We start from the raw sequence: 17,521 nt of genomic DNA on the forward strand, positions 1-17,521 counted from the left end.
TAAAGGCGGATCACTCGGGGAGGGTCCCGATGCGACCCATGTCGAACGCCTCGCTCATGTGGAGCGGCAGCACGTTGTCGCCGCCGATCTCCTTGATGCGGACCATCTGGTCGTAGGCCTCGAACAGGTCGGTGTGTCCGCCGGGGGGGATCACCTTGAAGTGCTCCGACTCCTCTTCCGAGGGGTAGAAGTTCTCCTTGAGCACGCACATCCCGGCGATGACGTAGGTGCCTTCGGAGGTCTTGACGATCGCCGACTGGCCGCCTTGGGTGTGGCCAGGGGTGAGAATGAGGTCGAAGCCCTCGGCGATCTGGTGGTCGCCGTCGAGCTTGGTCAGGCCCATGTCCTCGATGCGCTGGTAGTGCTCGGCCGGGGCGAACGACGTCGCGAACATCTCGTGAGAAGGGGTGTTGTCCCACTCGGCGCGCTGGACGAAGATCTCGCTGTCGCCGAACGGCTCCATGGTCATGCAGTGGTCCCAGTCCAGGTGCGTCAGGACCGTGACGTCGATGTCGGAGGCCTTCATCCCGCGCTCGCGCAGGTGGGACTCGATCGGCTTGACGTCGACGACGTCGGCGAAGACCTGGCCGACGTGCACGAGTTCCCTGTCGACCGGGCGGATGTGATGGTTGTAGTCGTCCGCGCTGCAGCCGACGTCGATGAGGGCGGCGAAACCGGGCTTGCGGATCAGCCAGGCGACGTAGGGGACGTCGATCGCGACACCCGCGTTGTGCATGTAGGTGAAGCGACTCTTCTCTCGGTGCGGACCGTAAGCCACGACCAGCGGCTCAATGGTGAACAACTCGATCCTCCTCAGGGGGCCGTGCAGGCATCTGCTCGGGTGAGACGACCGTCGTCCTGGAACTGAACACTCAACCAGCCCGTAGTGGAACTGAACGATCAAATAGCAGCGAAAAACGTTTGGGGGGCTCGCCTCCGCGTCTGTGCGCTGGACACTAGCCGAGAAATTCCGATTGCGGTAGTACTAACTGTATGTGCAAATAGTTTTCGCCCGAAACAAGCCCGGCGACACTCGTGAGCCTTAGGCTGGGCGGCACAAGGTCCCCCGTAACCGCCGAGGGCGCGACGGGCACCTCACGGGGAAGCACACGACCACGAGGACAGGGATGAAGACGACACGGCAGACGCCGGTGGCAGGGCCACCTGCGAAGCGTGCCCGGAAGGTCCGCGACGCCGAGCGGTCACGGATCGCGATCCTCGACGCCGCGGAGCAACTCTTCGCCGACTTAGGCTTCCAGGGCGCCTCGCTGGCGGCGATCGCCGAACGGGCCTATGTCTCGGTCGGGCTGCCGGGCTACTTCTTCGGCTCCAAGGAGGACCTCTACCACGAGGTGCTGCAACGGGTCTTCGAACGGCGCGACGCGGCGCTCGAGTTGGTGGCGACCGAAGCCGAGCAGCTCCTGGAGGCGTCGCCCGGCGACGGGGAGGCGGCGCTGCGCCGGCTGATCGGCGGCTATGTCGACTTCCTGCTCGACAACCCGACCTTCGTCTCTCTGCTCACGCGCGACGCGCTCGAACGCGTCGGCCGGCGCGAGGGGCAGCCGCGGCACTCCCAGCGATTCGCCGACCGGATGATCAGGATCATGGCACAGGCCGGCGTGGTGGAGGCGGACGAAGCCCCCGAGCAGCTCTTCCTGAGCCTGATCGGGATGTGCTACTTCCCTCTTGAGCACGACGCGACCATCGTGGCCGGCATGGGACAGCGGGCCTGGGCGCAGGCGTTCCAGGAGAAGCGGGTGGCCCACATCGTGCGGCTGCTCCGCCCGTCCGCCTAGCTCTCTCCGGGGGGCCGGTCCCGGTACGCACCGGGCCGCCCTGTATACCTAACACCGACCGAACGATCACTCAGTCTCCATCGCAGACCGGGGAGGTAGCGGGATGAACGAGAGACGCTGGACGGCGCTCTACCCACAGGCGGTGACGGACGCCCGGCCCGTCAGCCACACCTCGCTCGCCGAGGCGTGGCGCGAGCGGGTGCGACGGGAGCCGGACGCCCGCGCGCTCGCGTACTTCGACGGCGCCATGACCGTCCGGGAGGCCGACGAGGCCAGTGACGCCCTCGCGGCCGCGTACCGCTCCCTCGGCACCCGGCACGGCGACCGGGTGGGGATCTACTTGCAGAACATCCCGCAGTTCGCCCTCTCGTTCCTCGCCCTGTGGAAGCTCGGGGCGACGGCGCTGGTGCTCAACCCGATGTACCGCGGCCAGGAGCTGCGGCGCCTGATCGACGACTCCGGCGCGGTCGGGATCGTCTGCGCCGACGCCGACGTGCCGCAGGTCTCCGAGACCCTGTCCGGCAGCTCGGTGCGCTGGACGGTGAGCACCTCTCCGCTCGCCTTCCAGACCCGCGACGACCCCCGGGTGTTCGGTGAAACCGAACGGAAGGCGCCCGCCTCGCACGGTGACCTGGAGGAGCTGATCGAGCGGTTCCGGGGCGACGTCGTGGAGTCGCCGGAGCTGACACCGGACGACGTCGCGCTTCTGACGTACACCTCCGGCACGACCGGGCCGCCCAAGGGCGCGATGAACACGCACGGCAACGTGCTCTCCGTCGCCGCCGGCTTCGCCACGTGGGTCGGCCTCCGGCCCGGCGACGCGGTGTACGCGATGGCGCCGCTGTTCCACATCACCGGCTCGGTCATCAACGCGGTCATCGCGATGATGCACGACGCCGTACTCGTCCTGACCGGCCGGTTCCGTCCCGAGGTGGCGATCGACGCCTTCGTCGAGCACCAGGTGACCTTCACCATCGGGTCGATCACCGCGTTCAACGCGATCTACCAACTGCCGCACGCCTCGCGGGAGCATTTCGCGTCGATGAAGTCGGTCTACAGCGGCGGCGCCCCGATCCCGCCGTCGACCATCGAGCGGTTCCGGGAGCGGTTCGGCGTCTACATCCACAACGTCTACGGGATGACCGAGACGTCCTCGGGGGTGATCGCCGTGCCGCTGGGCGCGGAGGCGCCGGTCGACGAGGCGAGCGGGACGCTCTCCATCGGCGTGCCGCTGCCCGGCCTGGACGCGCGGGTCGTGAACGCCGCCGACGAGCCGGTCGGACCGGGCGAGCAGGGCGAGCTGGCGCTGCGCGGGCCGCAGGTGGTGCCCGGCTACTGGCGCAAGCCCGAGGCGACCGCCTCGACGATGCCCGGCGGATGGCTGCACACCGGCGACGGGGCGATCATGGACGCGGCGGGCTGGGTCTACCTGGTCGACCGGCTCAAGGACCAGATCAACACCTCCGGCTACAAGGTCTGGCCGCGCGAGGTCGAGGACGCGCTCTACGCCCACCCGGCGGTGCACGAGGTGGCGGTCGTCGGACGGCCGGATGACTATCGAGGGGAGACCGTCGTGGCATACGTGTCACTCAAGGCCGGCGAGTCGGCCGAGGAGAAGGAACTGATCGCTTTCACCCGGGGGCGGCTGGCGGCCTACAAGTGCCCGCGCGAGATCCACCTCGTACCCGACCTGCCCAAGACGCAGACGGGGAAGATCCGGCGCAACGTCCTGCGGGACGGCGACGGGCCGGGGGCCGGCCAGTGACCGGGTCGCCGCGCCTGGCGGGGCGCGTCGCGATCGTGACCGGGGCCAGCCGGGGGATCGGCCTGGCCATCGCCGAACGGCTCGTCGCCGAGGGCGCCCGGGTGTGCGTCACGGCCCGGAAGCCGGAGCCGCTGGAGGAGGCGGCGGCGTCCTTCCCGGAAGGCTCGGTGCTGACCGTGGCCGGCCGGGCCGACGACCCGGAGCACCGGTCCGAGGTGTTCTCGCGCGTGCTGGCCGAGTGGGGCCGGCTCGACGTCCTGGTCAACAACGCGGGCATCAACCCGGCGTACGGTCCGCTCACGGACCTCGACCTGGACGTCGCCCGCAAGATCATGGAGGTCAACGTCCTGGGCACCCTCGCCTGGACCCAGGAGGCCGTCCCCCACGGCGTGGGCTGTGTGGTCAACGTGACCTCGGTGACCGGGGACGTGCCGTCGGAGGGGATCGGGATGTACGGCATCTCCAAGGCCGCCGTCTCCCACCTCACCCGGACCCTCGCCGCCGAGCTCGGGCCCGACGTACGCGTCAACGCCGTCTCGCCGGCGGTGATCAAGACACGGTTCTCCCGGGCTCTGTACGAGGGCAAGGAGGCGGAGACCGTCGCGCGGTACCCGATGAAGCGGCTCGGCGCCCCCGAGGACGTCGCCGGCGCCGTCGCGTACCTGGTGTCGGACGACGCCGCTTGGGTGACCGGCCAGATCCTCACCCTCGACGGCGGTCTGCTGGTCGCCGGAGGGACCGCCTGAGCGGCGCGGCGGGGTCAGCCGGCCCGCAGCAGCGCGACCGCGTAGTCGGCGTACCGCCGGGCCACCTGCTCCGCCGACAGCGGGCCGTCGGGGCGGAACCACGACGGCAGCGAGGTGCACATGGTCGCGACGGCGCGGGTCGCGGTCCGCACGTCCGCCGGTGCCCCGCCGTCCACGGCCACCGCCCTCCGCGCCTGCTCGTCGAGGAGGTGCTGCACCTCGTCGCGGAGCGCGGTGATCCGGGCGCGCTCCGCCGGGGCGAGGCTGCGCATCTCGCTCGCGCCGAGAAAGGCCAGGTCGGCGCGGAGCGCGTGGAACAGCGCCAGCGCCTCGACCATCCGCGCGAACCGTCCGAGCTCGCCCCCTTCCCCGTCGGCCGTCTCGTCGCGCGCGGCGATCAGCCGCCACCGGATGTCGGCCATGGTCAGGTCGAGCAGCCGCACCAGCATGTCCTGCTTGCTCGTGTAGTGGTGGTAGACGCCGGCCACGCTCAGCCCGGCCTCGGCGGCCACCTCGCGCATCGTGGCCGCGTGGTATCCACGGGCGACGAAGACCCGCAGCGCCGCGGCCAGCGCCGGGTCGAGCCCCAACGCCCCGAAGGCCCGCCAGTCGTCTCCCCCGGGGTCGGCCGCGGCGGGCTCCGGCACCCGCACCGGGTCACCGCCCAGCAGCCGCGCCGCCGGAACGTCCAGGACCTGGGCCACCTCGCCCAGCCGGTCGACCGTCAGCGGGGTGCGCCCGGTCTCTAGAGCGCTCATCGTCGCCGGGCTGACGCCGACGCGCGCCGCCAGCGCACGCAGGCTCAGCCCACGCGCGAGGCGCGCGGCCCGGATGGCGGCGCCTGGTGTGTGTTCAGCCATACCGAACACACTACTCCACCACGCCCGCCGATTGCGCTGGTTAAGGGTGTTCGCTCACTGAGGGACCCCGCCTTTGGCGACTGAACGCACGTTCGGTACCATGCGCTCATGAGCAGCATCGACCCCGCCGCCCTGACCGGTCTCGACCGGCTCGCGCCGGCCCTGGCCGAGGCCACCGAGGACGACCGCTGGCGCTCCTGCACCGCAGAGCTGATCATCGGCGGGAAGAGCAATCTGACCTTCACCCTGCGCAGCGACGCCGGCGAGCTCGTGCTGCGCCGGCCGCCGACAGGACACCTGCTGCCGAGCGCCCACGACATGGCCCGGGAGGCCAGGGTCCAGCGCGGGCTCGCCGAGACGGACGTGCCGGTGCCCCGCATCGTGCTGGTCGACGAGGGCGACCTGATCGGCGTCCAGTTCTACGTGATGGAGAAGGTCCCCGGACACGTCGTCCGCGACCGGACGCCCGACGGCTGGGCGGAGACGCCCGAGGAGCGGCGGGCGATGTCGTTCGCGCTCGCCGACACGCTGGCCGCCCTGCACGCCGTCGACTACGACGCGGTCGGCCTCGGCGACTACGGCCGCCCCGAGGGTTTCATGGCGCGTCAGGTCCGCCGCTGGTCCGGCCAGTGGGACAAGAGCCACACCCACGAGGTCCCCGAGATGGAAGAGCTGGCCCGGCGCCTGGCCGCCGACGTGCCGCAGCAGCAGCGCGCCACGATCGTCCACGGCGACTTCCGCACCGACAACGTCGTGTACGACGCCGGCGACCCGGCACGGATCAACGCCGTCCTCGACTGGGAGCTCTCGACGCTCGGCGACCCCATGAGCGACGTCGCCCTGCTGATGCTCTACTGGCGTGAAGCCGGCGACGACGGCCTCAGCCTGGTCCCCGGCGTCTCGCACCTGCCGGGCTTCCCCACCCGCGCCGAGATGCTCGACCGCTACGCCACCGCGGCGGGCGTCGACCTCGCCGACCTGACGTGGTACCAGGCGTTCGCCCACTTCAAGTTCGCCGTCATCGTCCAGGGCGTCGCCGCGCGCTCCAAGGCCGGCGCGATGGGCGGCCAGGACTTCGGCGACCTCGACGACCTCGTCCTCCGGCTGGGCGCCGAAGGGCTCGACCACCTGAAGGAGCACTGACATGGACTTCGCTCTCTCTTCCAAGGCTCAGCGGACCTGCGACGAGATGTGGGACTTCATGCGGTCTCACGTGTTCCCGGCCGAGCCCGTGTGGGCGGCGTACCTCGCCGAGCACGGGCCGCACGAGCACCCGCCGGTGATGGAGGACCTCAAGGCGGAGGCGCGGCGCCGCGGCCTGTGGAACCTCTTCCTGCCCAAGCTCTCGGGGCTCTCCAACGTGGAGTACGCCACCGTCGCCGAGATCTCCGGCTGGTCTCCGGTGCTCGCCCCCGAGGCGATCAACTGCCAGGCGCCCGACACCGGCAACATGGAGACCCTCGAACTGTTCGCCACCCCCGAACAGCGTGAGCGGTGGCTCGAACCACTCCTGGAAGGGCGGATCCGCTCGGCGTTCGCGATGACCGAGCCCGACGTCGCCAGCTCCGACGCCACCAACATCCAGACCCGGATCGTCCGCGACGGCGACGAATACGTCATCAACGGCCGCAAGTGGTTCATCACCGGCGTGGCCGACGCCCGCTGCGAGATCTTCATCGTGATGGGCAAGACCGACCCCGACGCGGAGACGTACCGCCAGCAGTCGATGGTGCTGGTCCCCCGCGACACCCCGGGCCTCACCATCGAACGGCACCTGCCGCTCTTCGGCTACCAGGACCAGCACGGCCACTCCGAGATCGTCTTCCGCGACGTCCGCGTCCCGGCGGCCAACCTGCTCTCGGGCGAGGGCGACGGCTTCATGATCTCCCAGGCCCGTCTGGGGCCGGGCCGCATCCACCACGCCATGCGCGCCATCGGCATGGCCGAGCGGGCTCTCGCCCTCATGGCCGACCGGGCCAAGAGCCGGGTCGCGTTCGGCAAGCACCTCGCCGACCACGCCAACGTGCAGGACGCCATCGCCCAGTCCCGCATCGACATCGACCAGGCCCGGCTGCTCGTCTACGACGCCGCCTGGAAGATCGACCAGCACGGCGCCAAGGGCGCCCGCACGGAGATCGCCGCCATCAAGGTCGCCGCCCCCGCCATGGCCTGCGCCGTCATCGACCGCGCCATCGAGCTGTTCGGCGGCGCGGGCATCTCCGACGACACCCCACTGGCGTACTTCTACGCCTGGGCCAGGGCTCTGCGCATCGTCGACGGCCCCGACGCCGTCCACCGCCGCACCATCGCCCGCATGGAGCTCAAGCGCACCCCGCCGTACGTGGGGTGAGCGGCTGACTTCCCGGTGACCATCCAGCCCCGGCTGCCGCTCGTGACAGCCGGGGCATACCCGCTGCATACCGCGTGCGAGGTACGGAAGATCGCCCCGCTGATTGCCGAAACCCGCCAGCGAGAAAATCCGCCGGATCGTTAGAATTCCGGATCTCCGCTGACGACGGGAGCTTCGCTTGAGGCTGGAGATCAGGTTGCTCGGCCCGCTGGAGGTCGAGGCCGACGGCGACACGGTCAAGATCGTCGGAGAGCGACGGATCGGCGTGCTGGTCCGGCTCGCCCTGAACGCGGGACAGGCCGTACCCGCCGAGTCGCTTCTCTCCGACGTGTGGGCGAGCAGCTCCGCCGCCACCGCCGCCAAGCAGTTGCACATCGTGGTCTCGAAGCTGCGCGAGGCGTTCGCCGCCCACGGCGGCGCGGAGGCCATCGAGACCGTTCCCGGTGGCTACCGGCTCGCGGTCGAGCGGGATCAGGTGGACGTCCACGTCTTCGCCCGCCTGTCCAGGCAGGCCCGCGCCGCCCGTGCGGAGACCGCGGACGCGTTGTTCCGCGGCGCGTTGGAACTGTGGCGAGGGCCGGCGCTGGCCGAGGTGGACGCTCCCTGGGCGGGGATCGAGGCGGAGCGGCTGGAGGCGGAGCGGCTGACCGTGCTGGAGGACCATGCCGAGCTGCGCCTGGCCGCGGGTGACCACCGAGCCCTGGCCGGCGACCTCGCCGGGCACGTCCGGGCGCACCCACTTCGGGAGCGTCCCGCCGCCCAGCTCATGCTCGCTTTGTACCGCGACGGGCGGGCACCCGAGGCGCTCGACGTCTACCAGCGCCTGCGTCGTGTCATGGTCGGTGAGCTGGGCGTCGAGCCCGGCGCCGAAGCACGCCGGCTGCACCAGGCCATCCTCGTCAAGGATCCCGTGCTTGACCTGCCTGAGGTGCGGCAGATCATGCCGACCGCTCCGGCGGGGCTCCCTGCCGACATCCAGGAGTTCACGGCGCGGACGGCCGAAGTGGAGCGACTGCGCGCCGACCTGGCGAGCGACGCCGCGGTCATCGTGATCGACGGGCCCGGCGGCATCGGCAAGTCGGCGCTCGCCGTACATGTCGCTCATATCGTCGCCGAGCGCTTCACCGATGGCGTCATCTACGTCGACCTGCGTGGTTCCACCGCCGGGCTCGCCCCCCTGGCCCCGATCGAAGCGCTCCGCCACCTGCTGCGTTCCCTGGGGCTGGACGGCGCCGCCGTACCCGCCGGCACCGAGGAGGCCGCCGCCCGCTACCGCTCGCTCACCGCCACGGGCGACCTGCTGGTGATCCTCGACAACGCGCACGACGTACGCCAGGTCCGCCCGCTCATCCCGGCCGGGCGGGGCTGTCGCGTCCTGATCACCAGCCGGGATCCGCTGGCCACCCTGAACAACGCCCGGCACCTGCACCTCGGCAGACTCGACGAGCGTAGGAGGTCGCTGTGCCAAGGGTCCGGCGGGAACTCGCCTTCACGGCGACCGTGAACCGGAGCTCATACCCGCCTTCCGCAGGATGTCTGCCCGTCGCATGATGCCCACTCACGTGGGGTGATTCGTAACGGCACGAGGGACGGGTATGCCGGGAGTATGTACCGCCGTGATCGTTTTTCACCACCTGCCAGGCCTGATAGAGGCCATGCCGCCGTTTCCTACTCCGCCGCCGCGCAAAGACCTACGACCCGGACCATTCTCGCCGCGGCGGCCCTGGGCGTCTCGACGGTGTGCCTTCCGCATCCGGCCACGGCGGGCTCCCCCGGCCTGAGCGCCTACGACGCGCTGGTGCTCTCGCACCGCCCGGTCGCCTACTGGCGACTGTCGCACCCCTCAGACGGTACGGAGAGCGACCGCACCGGCAACGGCCACAAGGGGACCTTCCACGGCGTCACCAGCACGGTCCGCCTGCCCAACCAGGACGGCGCCGCCGTCTTCGACGGCTCGTCAGGATATTTCGAGGTTCCCACCGCCAAGCCGTTCCACATCTCCACCACGGGCGCGTTCACCATGGAGGCGTGGATCAGGCCGCACACTCTCCAGTTCGCCGACGAAAACCACACCGGCTACGTCCACTTCATGGGCAAGGGCACGAAGTCGGGCAGCGGCGGCAATCGCGAGTGGGCGGGTCGCATGTACTCGAAGGTGAACAAGGAGAACCGGCCCAACCGCATCTCCGGCTACGCGTGGAACCTCGACGGCGGCTTCGGCGCCGGGGCGTTCGTCCAGCAGCCGGTCAAGGTCAACGAGTGGATCCACTACGCCGTCACGTTCGACACCTCGGAGGGCGCGTACGGCAAGGTCCGGATCTACCGCGACGGCGTGCCGGCGGGCACGGACAACCTGGTCTACCGCCCCGGCACGGACGACGAGGTCGTCATCAGGCCCAAACCCGGTCCGGCGCCCGTCCGGGTCGGCACCCGCGACGGAGGGTCCTCCTTCAAGGGGGCGATCGGAAAGGTCGCGCTCTACGACCGCGAACTCTCGGCAGCGGAACTGCGCTCGCACTACGCCGCGATGACCGGACCGGCCACGCCGGACCTCGACTCTGACGGCGTGGGCGACGTCTTCTCCGCCGCCACCCGGACGCCGACCGTCTGGACCGGCAGGGGCGGCAACAGGGTCGGCGCCGGCCGGGCACCCTATCTCTGAGGAAAGCCGCCGGACCGTCGCGAGACATACCGGCGATATACCGCGCTCTCGTACGCTCCTTCCCTGATGACACTGGAGATCGGGTTCCTCGGGCCCTGGCAGATCAAGGTGGACGGGCAGCCCGTACGGCTGGCGGGCCGCCGCCGCGTCGCCGTGCTGACGCGCCTGGCGCTCGACGCCGGCAGGCCCGTCACCACGCGTCAGCTCGTCGCCGACGTCTGGGGGCAGACCCCGCCCACCACGGCCGGCAAGCAGCTCCACATCGTGGTGTCGAAGCTGCGTGACGTGCTCACCCCCGGCGCCATCGTGACCGTGCCCGGCGGCTACCTGCTGGACCTGCCCCGCGCGCGGATCGACGCACACCACTTCACGCTGCTGGCCGGCCAGGCACGGACGGCCCGCGATCGGGGCGAGACGGGCACAGCCGACGGGCGGTTCCGGCAGGCGCTGGCCCTGTGGCGGGGGCGCGCCCTGGCCGAGCTGGACGACCCGTGGGCGCGGGCCGAGTCGAGGCGGCTGGAGGAGGAACGCCTGGCCGTCTTCGAGGACCACATCGATCTGCGGCTGGCCGCGGGCGACCATCACGCGGTGGTGGCCGACCTCGCTCCGCACGTGCGGGCCCACCCGCTGCGGGAGGGACCGCGCGCCCAGCTCATGCTGGCGCTCTACCGGGCGGCCCGGCCGGCCGAAGCGCTCGCGGTCTACCAGGAGGGGCACACCGCCCTGGTCGAGGAGCTCGGCCTCGAACCGGGCGCGCGGCTGCGCCGGCTGCAGGGCGCCATCCTCACCAGGGACCCCGCACTCGACCTCGCCGCACCGGCGCGGTCCGGCACGATCATCCCCGCCGAGCTGCCCGCCGACACCCGGTCGTTCACCGCCAGGCAGGAGGAGGTGAAGTGGCTGCGTGAGGCGCTGCTGCACGCGGACGTGGCCGTCATCGACGGGCCCGGCGGCGTGGGCAAGTCGGCCCTCGCCGTTCACGTCGCGCACACGATGTCCGGACGGTTCCGCGACGGCGTCATCTACGTCGACCTGAACGGCGCCACCCCCGGACTGCACCCCCTGCCCGTGCTCGACGGCCTGGGCCACCTGTTGCGGTCGCTGGGGCTGGACGGCTCCGCCGTACCGGCCGACGTGGAGGGCGCGGTCGCCCGCTACCGGTCGCTCACGGCGGCGGGCGAGCTGCTCGTCATCCTCGACAACGCGCTCGACGCCCACCAGGTACGGCCGCTCGTCCCGGCGGGCGCGCGCTGCCGGACCGTCATCACCAGCCGCGCCGCCCTGACCACGCTCGACGACGTCCATCACCCGCACCCGACCGGGCTCGGCGACGTGCGTCATCTGCACCTGGCCGGGCTCGCCGACCGGGATGCCGTCACGCTGCTCTCCCGGATCGCCGGTCCCGACCGCGTCCAGCGCGAGCCGGAGGCCGCCGCGGAGATCGCCGGGCTGTGCGGCGGCTTCCCCCTGGCCGTCCAGGTCGCCGCCGCCCGCTTGGCGGCACGGCCCGACTGGCGGCTGGCCGACCTCGCCGACCGCCTGGCCGACGCCACCCGGCGCCTGGACACCCTGCAGTACGACGACCTGGCCGTACGCGCCAGCATCGCGGTCAGCCACCGGCACCTGCGCGAGGAGCCCAGCGGCCACGACGCCGCGTACGTTCTCCCGCTCCTGGGCCTGCTCGACACGCCGACCCACACCCCGGCCGCCACCGCCGCCCTGGCCGGCTGGCCCGAGCCACGGGCGGAGGCGGCACTCCGACAACTCCACGGCACCCGTCTCCTGGAAGCCGTGAGCCGCGACCGGTACCGTTTCCACGACCTCATCCGCCTGTACGCCCGAGAACAGGCCGCCGGCGAGCTGTCCGAGACGGACCGCGCGGTCGCGCTCCACCGCGGGTTCCACCACTACCTGGCCACGGTCAACACCGCCACACAGCTCGTGCACCCCCAGGTGCAGAATCCTTATTACGGGGCGGAGCAGCCCGGCGTCGCGCTCGCCGACGCGCGGGAGGCCGGCGAATGGACCGAGGCGGAGCGGGACAACCTCCTCGCCGTGACCCATCAGGCGATCGAGTCCGCCGACCCGCCCGTCGCCCTCGGACTGGCCCTGGGACTGCACATGCCGTTCAACTACCGCGGCTGGGTCACGCACCTGGCCGACGTCCACCTGCACGCGATCGAGGTGGCCGCCCGGTGCGGCGACTGGGCCGGTCAGGGGCAGGCGGGCAACTACCTGGGCTGGGTCTACCGCGACCAGGGACGCCACGAGCAGGCGATCGAGCAGCTGGAACGGGCCGCGGTGTGCTGGGAAAAGGCCGCCCTGCCGCACCGGAGAGCCGGATCCTTCAACAACCTGGGCATCATCAACACCATGCTGGGACGGCTCGACCTCGCCCACACCCACCTGTCACGGGCCCTGGCCATCGCCGAGGAGATCGGCGACGGCTACGCGCGCGGGGCCATCCTCAACAACCGCGCGCACGTGTTCTACCGGCAGGGCCGGTTCGATGACGCCATAGCCCAGGCGAAGGAGGCGACCGCGGTGTGGACCGGCACCCTGTACGGGGAAGGCCTGTCCCGCGCGACCCTGGCCCGCGCCTACATGCATGCCGGGCGCCTGGAGGAGGCTGCCGACACCTACCGGGTGGCGCTGACGCTCCTGCGCGAAGGCGGATACCGCATCGGCTACGCCGTGGCCTCCTGGTGGTCCGGCCAGACCCTGCACACCCTGGGCCGGGCCGCCATGGCGCGGAGGGACTGGCACGGCTGCTTCACCGCGCTGCTGGAGTCACGCCTGCTGACCCGCTCGGAGGTGGACGAGCTGCTCGATCAGCCTGTTCCGGACATGCCGCGGCCGATCAGGAACATGCTGTAGGACCGGCCCTCTCCGCCCGGCTACGGGAGATCGAGGACCCTCTCTACGCGGCGTACGTGCTCATCCTCGTCCGGGCCTCCGCAGGGAAGAGGTCCTGGGTCTCACCGGGGAACGGTCAGGACGGGTCGGTGGGTGCTCCGTCGCGATAGGCGGCGATCGCGATCCGGACGAACGAGCGAACCAGCGGATTCGTGTCGCCCTCGTGCCATGCCACCACCACACGGCTCGGGGGCATGTCGACCAGCGGCACCACGGCGAGCCCGTTCGCTTGCTGGTGGTTCAGGAGAGTCATGCCGACCGTACCGTTCCAGAGAACGGCTTGCCTGCACTCCTGGACGGCACGCACCACTGGGCCCTCCCGAGGTGCCCCGCCGTTCCAGTACGACTGCCAGACGGGGTCGGTGCCCTCCGGGAACAGGAACCAGCGGCGGTCGGCCAGATCGGCCAGCTTCACGCTGCCCCGCCCGGCCAGTGGATCGTCCGCGCGCACCAGCGCGCCCACCGGGTCGGCGCGCAACTCTCGTACGGTCAGACCGGTCTCGTCGAACGGCCCGCGAGTCAGGGCCACGTCGACCAGTCCAGCATGCAGGCCGCAGGTGGGATCGGTCAGGTCGGTCTCGCGAATGCGGACCTCGACCCGCGGGTGCCGACGGCGGTAGGCGTCGGCCAGCCGGGCCGCACCCGGGTCGGCGCTGTCGCCCAGGAAACCCACCGTGATAGCCGCGGTGCCGGCCGCCGCGGCCACGCGTACGCGCAACCGGTCGGCCTGGTCGAGCAGGGTCCGCGCCTCGTCCAGCAGCACGGCCCCCACCGGAGTGAGCGAGACACCGGAGGGCGAGCGGTCGAACAGCGCGGCACCGACCTCGTTCTCCAACTGCTTGATCGCCCGGCTCAGCGGCGGTTGACTCATGTGCAGCCTGGCGGCGGCCCGGCCGAAGTGGAGTTCGTCGGCGACCGCCACGAAATAGCGCAGCGTGCGTAGCTCCATGGTGCGACGATACCCGTACGGTATCGGCGGCACAGAACAGATCTTGGACCGGCGCGGTGCGCTGACGGTGAGATCGAGACATGACTGATCAATCAACGACCGCATCGGTGGTCGGCCCGGGCGACGGCGAGACGATCGTGCTGGGCACCACGCGACTGCGCGTCCTCGAAGACGGCAGCAACACCGGGCACCGCCTCGGAATCGCCGAATCCGTCCTCGCACCGCACACGCCCGGACCGCCGCAGCACCGTCACGCCCAGCATGACGAGGGCTTTTACATCATCTCCGGCGCGGTACGGTTCACGGTCGGCGACCAGGACTACGACGCGACGGCGGGCACGCTCGTGATGGTCCCACCCGGCGCCCCGCACACTTTCGCCAACATGACCGACGAACCGGCCGTCATGCTCAGCACATTCACGCCCGATCTCTATGTGCAGTATTTCCGCGACCTGAAGGACATGATCGCCGGTGGCCGAGCGATGACCCCGCAGGCCAACATCCAGGTGATGCGCCGCTACGCCACCGAGCCGGCCACCCCGTGAACGTCGCGTACTGGATCGTCGCCGGCCTGCTCGCTCTCTTCTACCTCTACGCGGGCGGGGTGAAGATGGTCCGGAGCCGCGAACGGCTCCGGCCGATGATGGCCTGGGTGGACGACATGCCGATGCCGGCCGTCAGAGCCATCGGCGTGATCGAGGTACTCGGCGCGATCGGGCTGCTCCTCCCGCCGCTGACTCGCATCGCCTCCTGGCCGGCCCTGGCCGCGGCCATCGGCTTCGTGGTCCTCCAGATCGGCGCGACCACCCTGCACCTAAGCCGCGGCGACCGCCAGATCGCCCTCAACATCACCCTCCTCCTCGCTGCGGCCCTCACTGCCTGGCTGGCGACGACATGGCTGTGAACGGGGTGTTCACAGCAGGATCACGGCTGCGCACCACCCGGCCTCCTCCAGCGATACGGACACCGGCTAGCACTGCCACAAGAAGCGGCCCTCCTGCTCGTCGGCACTGAGAAAGCCGTAACCCATCCCACCGTCGCCGAATATCGCCTGGTACGTGTCCCGGAGCTGGAAGAAGAAGCTCCACGGCCCGCCGGGCGGAAACTCCTCGCCCTGCAGCCAACCGGGAGCGCCCAGCAGACGGGACCCCCAGCAGGGCGGCTCCGACTGCTCGACCTCTTCCAGGTCGACGAACAACTCTTCAAGGAGGCCTTCGCCGTCGACGACACCGGCCGTCTCGATGAACGGCGGGACCCGGCCCGGCTGCACGATGAGCGCGTTCTCGCCGCCCTCTGGCTGCCAGGACTCCTCAGCTTCGTCGTCCATGAAGAGATAGGCCATCCGGGTCGACCTGCCGGGGAGCCTGAACTGTCCGATGAACCCCATCGGGCGTTCGTGCCGTACACACAGCGGCCATTGCGGCTCCTCCAGCCAGACCGGCCGACCGCCGAGCTTGGTGCAGAACTCGTCGATCGCGCCGTCCACGCGAGAGAAGGCCATCTCGTAGGTGAAGTCATCACCGTCGACCACCGAAGCATCGTACGGGGACGTACCGGCCTGGCTCACGAAGACCGGTACAGGCGTCCGACGAACTCGAGGTCGGCCCCGAATGGCGGGGGCGACGACGACTACGTGTTCAGAGTGGGGCGAGCAGGAGCCCGGTGTTAGCAGCACGGTTAGCCAAAGTTGGTCTGACAAACACTAAGGCCCGCGCCAGGATCTCCCTGGTAGCGGGCCTTTCGCATATGCGCGGCCGAGAGGACTCGAACCCCTAGCCTTCTGATCCGCAGGGAAGGGCAGATGCCCTCGGCGACCGCGTCTGGCCCTGCTCAGGTGGCAGATACGGTCCGGTGGTGGGTGATGGCGTGAGATGGGGTTGCTATATGAGTTGCTGTACAAAGGTGCCCTGGCCATGGACGCTACAGATCAGGCCGCGCTCGCCTAGCTCCTTCATCGCGCGGCGGATAGTCATCTACGCCGTACTATTCCGAGAGATCAAGATCCGGGGAAGCGCATCAAGTGGGTTCAGACATCCGCGTAGCGCTGGTGCGCGGATGCCGCTGGAACCGCCGGGTCCTCCAGTGTGCACGCTCGCGCGAGGACGCGCCCATGTGTGACCCCTTTTGTCATTCCCGGCTGGCAGCATGTCGGCATGATTGCGACTGCCGCTGACTACGCCTGGTTCACCTTTGGCCGGTTCATCTACGACGAGTACACCGATCTTCGGGAGGCATACTGTTTCACCCTCGTTCGCGGGCTGACACCTGAGCAGGTGCTGGCCCGGACCGGGGCCGAAGGCTTTCCGCCCATGGGACTCAAGGAGCTGATCAAAGCCGGGGTTTCCGACCTCGGTAGGTCCCGCTCCGGGTATGGCCACTTCTTCGGGGTCGCACCCATCGGTGACTGGGCGTTCATCGTCGAACCCAACGGCTTCATGGGCAGTCTCCCTGGCATCGCTGGACGGTTGTCGGCGGGCACCCGGCTGGTCTCGCATTTCCGCAATGTCAACGGGCAGGAAGACTTCCTCTGGATGGAAGACGGCCAAGAGCGTCTGGCCTTGGAGCCAAGCTTTTCCGACATCGACTCCTTCACCAAATGGGATGAGGAATTCACCGAGATCGCGCGGCAGGTCGAATTCGACGCCGCACACAGCAGTGAGTCGTTCCTCGCGATGGCCGAGCGCCTGACTGGGGTCAAGGTGACGCCGGAACTGCTGGAACAGTCGGTCTACCAGTGTGGAGTCGCGCCCAACTCGCAGTAACCACAGCTCCGTCACGGCTGGGATCCGCGGCAAGCAGGTAACGCCTTCGAGCTTGCCACTCACTGAGGAGAACCTGAGCGAGCTGATGAACGGCCGACCGCCTACGACGTCCCTTCAGGCGGAGATAGCTTTCTGGGCGGTCAGCATGACCGTCCGCTTTTCAGGTGTAGCAATCACCGTGCTCTCCAGCCCTCTACCAGAAGCTGGTCAGTCGTCGGGGTGCTCTTCGTGCGAGCCTGATGGCCGACGTTGCCGTCAGAAATACCGTCATGCCCAGTGCCGAGTCCGACGTAGGAGGGCATTGGCGGCGATCGTCCCGCGCATCCGGGTCCACTCGATGGCCATGAACGTCTACATCCAGATCCCCAGCCCCGAAACCCGTAAGCGCTTCACCGGCTCAATCAGAGCCTCGCTCGCCCAAGTGAGAAATTACTGATCTCTCGGTACCACACATAGGTCCTCTGCGGGTATCCCAGAAAACCTATGTGTGTGCACAGGATCTCGTCATTACCGAAGGGATATGCCGGACTGGCCACGGTGGTCATATCGCTTCTCGCTGCTTGTGGTTCAAAAGAATGGAGCTTCCAGTGAGGTGATCTCAGAGAAATAATTCAGGGCGATTGGGGATTTCTGGGACGCAGGCGGTGACGTATCGGGCCTTTCGGGAGGAGTCGTCGAAGGCCGGAGATGAGCGTGGAGCCTCCGGTAGATGAGT

The 17,521-nt window shown here is 69.7% G+C and carries 15 protein-coding genes; 11 read left to right on the forward strand and 4 right to left on the reverse strand.

Annotation, left to right across the window (positions count from 1 at the left end; translation table 11 throughout):
- Window positions 1–10: 10 nt before the first annotated feature.
- The gene (locus ABD999_RS14745; protein WP_271276645.1) at window positions 11–802 is read right to left on the reverse strand and encodes an MBL fold metallo-hydrolase; all 792 of its coding nucleotides are present in this window, start codon (window positions 800–802) and stop codon (window positions 11–13) included.
- A 325-nt stretch (window positions 803–1,127) separates the two neighbouring features.
- Between ABD999_RS14745 and ABD999_RS14750 the strand changes: the two genes are divergently transcribed.
- The 3 genes from ABD999_RS14750 to ABD999_RS14760 all read left to right on the forward strand — a co-directional run bounded on the left by ABD999_RS14750 (window position 1,128) and on the right by ABD999_RS14760 (window position 4,307).
- Window positions 1,128–1,796 carry a TetR/AcrR family transcriptional regulator gene (locus ABD999_RS14750; RefSeq protein ID WP_148036161.1) on the forward strand — a complete coding sequence of 223 codons (669 nt, stop codon included), beginning with the start codon at window positions 1,128–1,130 and terminating at the stop codon, window positions 1,794–1,796.
- Window positions 1,797–1,899: 103 nt separating this feature from the next.
- On the forward strand, window positions 1,900–3,561 hold the full coding sequence (locus ABD999_RS14755; protein ID WP_271276644.1) for a class I adenylate-forming enzyme family protein: 1,662 nt from the start codon (window positions 1,900–1,902) through the stop codon (window positions 3,559–3,561).
- The gene (locus ABD999_RS14760; protein ID WP_271276643.1) at window positions 3,558–4,307 is read left to right on the forward strand and encodes an SDR family oxidoreductase; all 750 of its coding nucleotides are present in this window, start codon (window positions 3,558–3,560) and stop codon (window positions 4,305–4,307) included. Before ABD999_RS14755 ends, ABD999_RS14760 begins: the two co-directional genes overlap by 4 nt.
- A gap of 14 nt (window positions 4,308–4,321) precedes the next feature.
- Here the strand turns inward: ABD999_RS14760 and ABD999_RS14765 are convergent, their stop codons facing one another.
- Window positions 4,322–5,167, reverse strand: coding sequence for a TetR-type transcription factor C-terminal domain-containing protein (locus ABD999_RS14765; protein ID WP_271276642.1), 846 nt, complete (start codon window positions 5,165–5,167; stop codon window positions 4,322–4,324).
- A 108-nt stretch (window positions 5,168–5,275) separates the two neighbouring features.
- Here ABD999_RS14765 and ABD999_RS14770 point away from each other — a divergent pair, with 108 nt between their 5' ends.
- From ABD999_RS14770 to ABD999_RS14790, 5 genes are all read left to right on the forward strand, one after another.
- A complete protein-coding gene (locus ABD999_RS14770) occupies window positions 5,276–6,310 on the forward strand; it encodes a phosphotransferase family protein (protein ID WP_271276641.1) in 1,035 nt (344 codons plus the stop codon).
- Window position 6,311: 1 nt separating this feature from the next.
- Window positions 6,312–7,517: an acyl-CoA dehydrogenase family protein gene (locus ABD999_RS14775; protein ID WP_271276640.1), complete on the forward strand. Its 1,206-nt coding sequence runs from the start codon at window positions 6,312–6,314 to the stop codon at window positions 7,515–7,517.
- Between the two features lie 178 nt (window positions 7,518–7,695).
- Window positions 7,696–9,021, forward strand: coding sequence for an AfsR/SARP family transcriptional regulator (locus ABD999_RS14780; RefSeq protein WP_271276639.1), 1,326 nt, complete (start codon window positions 7,696–7,698; stop codon window positions 9,019–9,021).
- Window positions 9,022–9,255: 234 nt separating this feature from the next.
- Window positions 9,256–10,179, forward strand: coding sequence for a LamG domain-containing protein (locus ABD999_RS14785; protein ID WP_271276638.1), 924 nt, complete (start codon window positions 9,256–9,258; stop codon window positions 10,177–10,179).
- A 66-nt stretch (window positions 10,180–10,245) separates the two neighbouring features.
- Entirely contained in the window at window positions 10,246–13,056 is a 2,811-nt protein-coding gene (locus ABD999_RS14790; RefSeq protein WP_271276637.1) for an AfsR/SARP family transcriptional regulator, read from the forward strand.
- Window positions 13,057–13,171: 115 nt separating this feature from the next.
- Here the strand turns inward: ABD999_RS14790 and ABD999_RS14795 are convergent, their stop codons facing one another.
- Window positions 13,172–14,044: a LysR family transcriptional regulator gene (locus ABD999_RS14795; protein WP_271276636.1), complete on the reverse strand. Its 873-nt coding sequence runs from the start codon at window positions 14,042–14,044 to the stop codon at window positions 13,172–13,174.
- A gap of 107 nt (window positions 14,045–14,151) precedes the next feature.
- Between ABD999_RS14795 and ABD999_RS14800 the strand changes: the two genes are divergently transcribed.
- On the forward strand, window positions 14,152–14,589 hold the full coding sequence (locus ABD999_RS14800) for a cupin domain-containing protein (RefSeq protein ID WP_271276635.1): 438 nt from the start codon (window positions 14,152–14,154) through the stop codon (window positions 14,587–14,589).
- Window positions 14,586–14,948, forward strand: a complete 363-nt coding sequence (locus tag ABD999_RS14805; RefSeq protein ID WP_271276634.1) for a DoxX family protein — start codon at window positions 14,586–14,588, stop codon at window positions 14,946–14,948. Before ABD999_RS14800 ends, ABD999_RS14805 begins: the two co-directional genes overlap by 4 nt.
- Window positions 14,949–15,014: 66 nt before the next feature.
- Here the strand turns inward: ABD999_RS14805 and ABD999_RS14810 are convergent, their stop codons facing one another.
- Window positions 15,015–15,611, reverse strand: coding sequence for a hypothetical protein (locus ABD999_RS14810; RefSeq protein ID WP_271276633.1), 597 nt, complete (start codon window positions 15,609–15,611; stop codon window positions 15,015–15,017).
- Between the two features lie 547 nt (window positions 15,612–16,158).
- Here ABD999_RS14810 and ABD999_RS14815 point away from each other — a divergent pair.
- A complete protein-coding gene (locus ABD999_RS14815; protein ID WP_271276631.1) occupies window positions 16,159–16,806 on the forward strand; it encodes a DUF6461 domain-containing protein in 648 nt (215 codons plus the stop codon).
- Window positions 16,807–17,521: the final 715 nt, after the last annotated feature.

This window comes from Nonomuraea ferruginea, assembly GCF_039540635.1.
GTDB classification, from domain to species: Bacteria; Actinomycetota; Actinomycetes; order Streptosporangiales; family Streptosporangiaceae; genus Nonomuraea; species Nonomuraea ferruginea.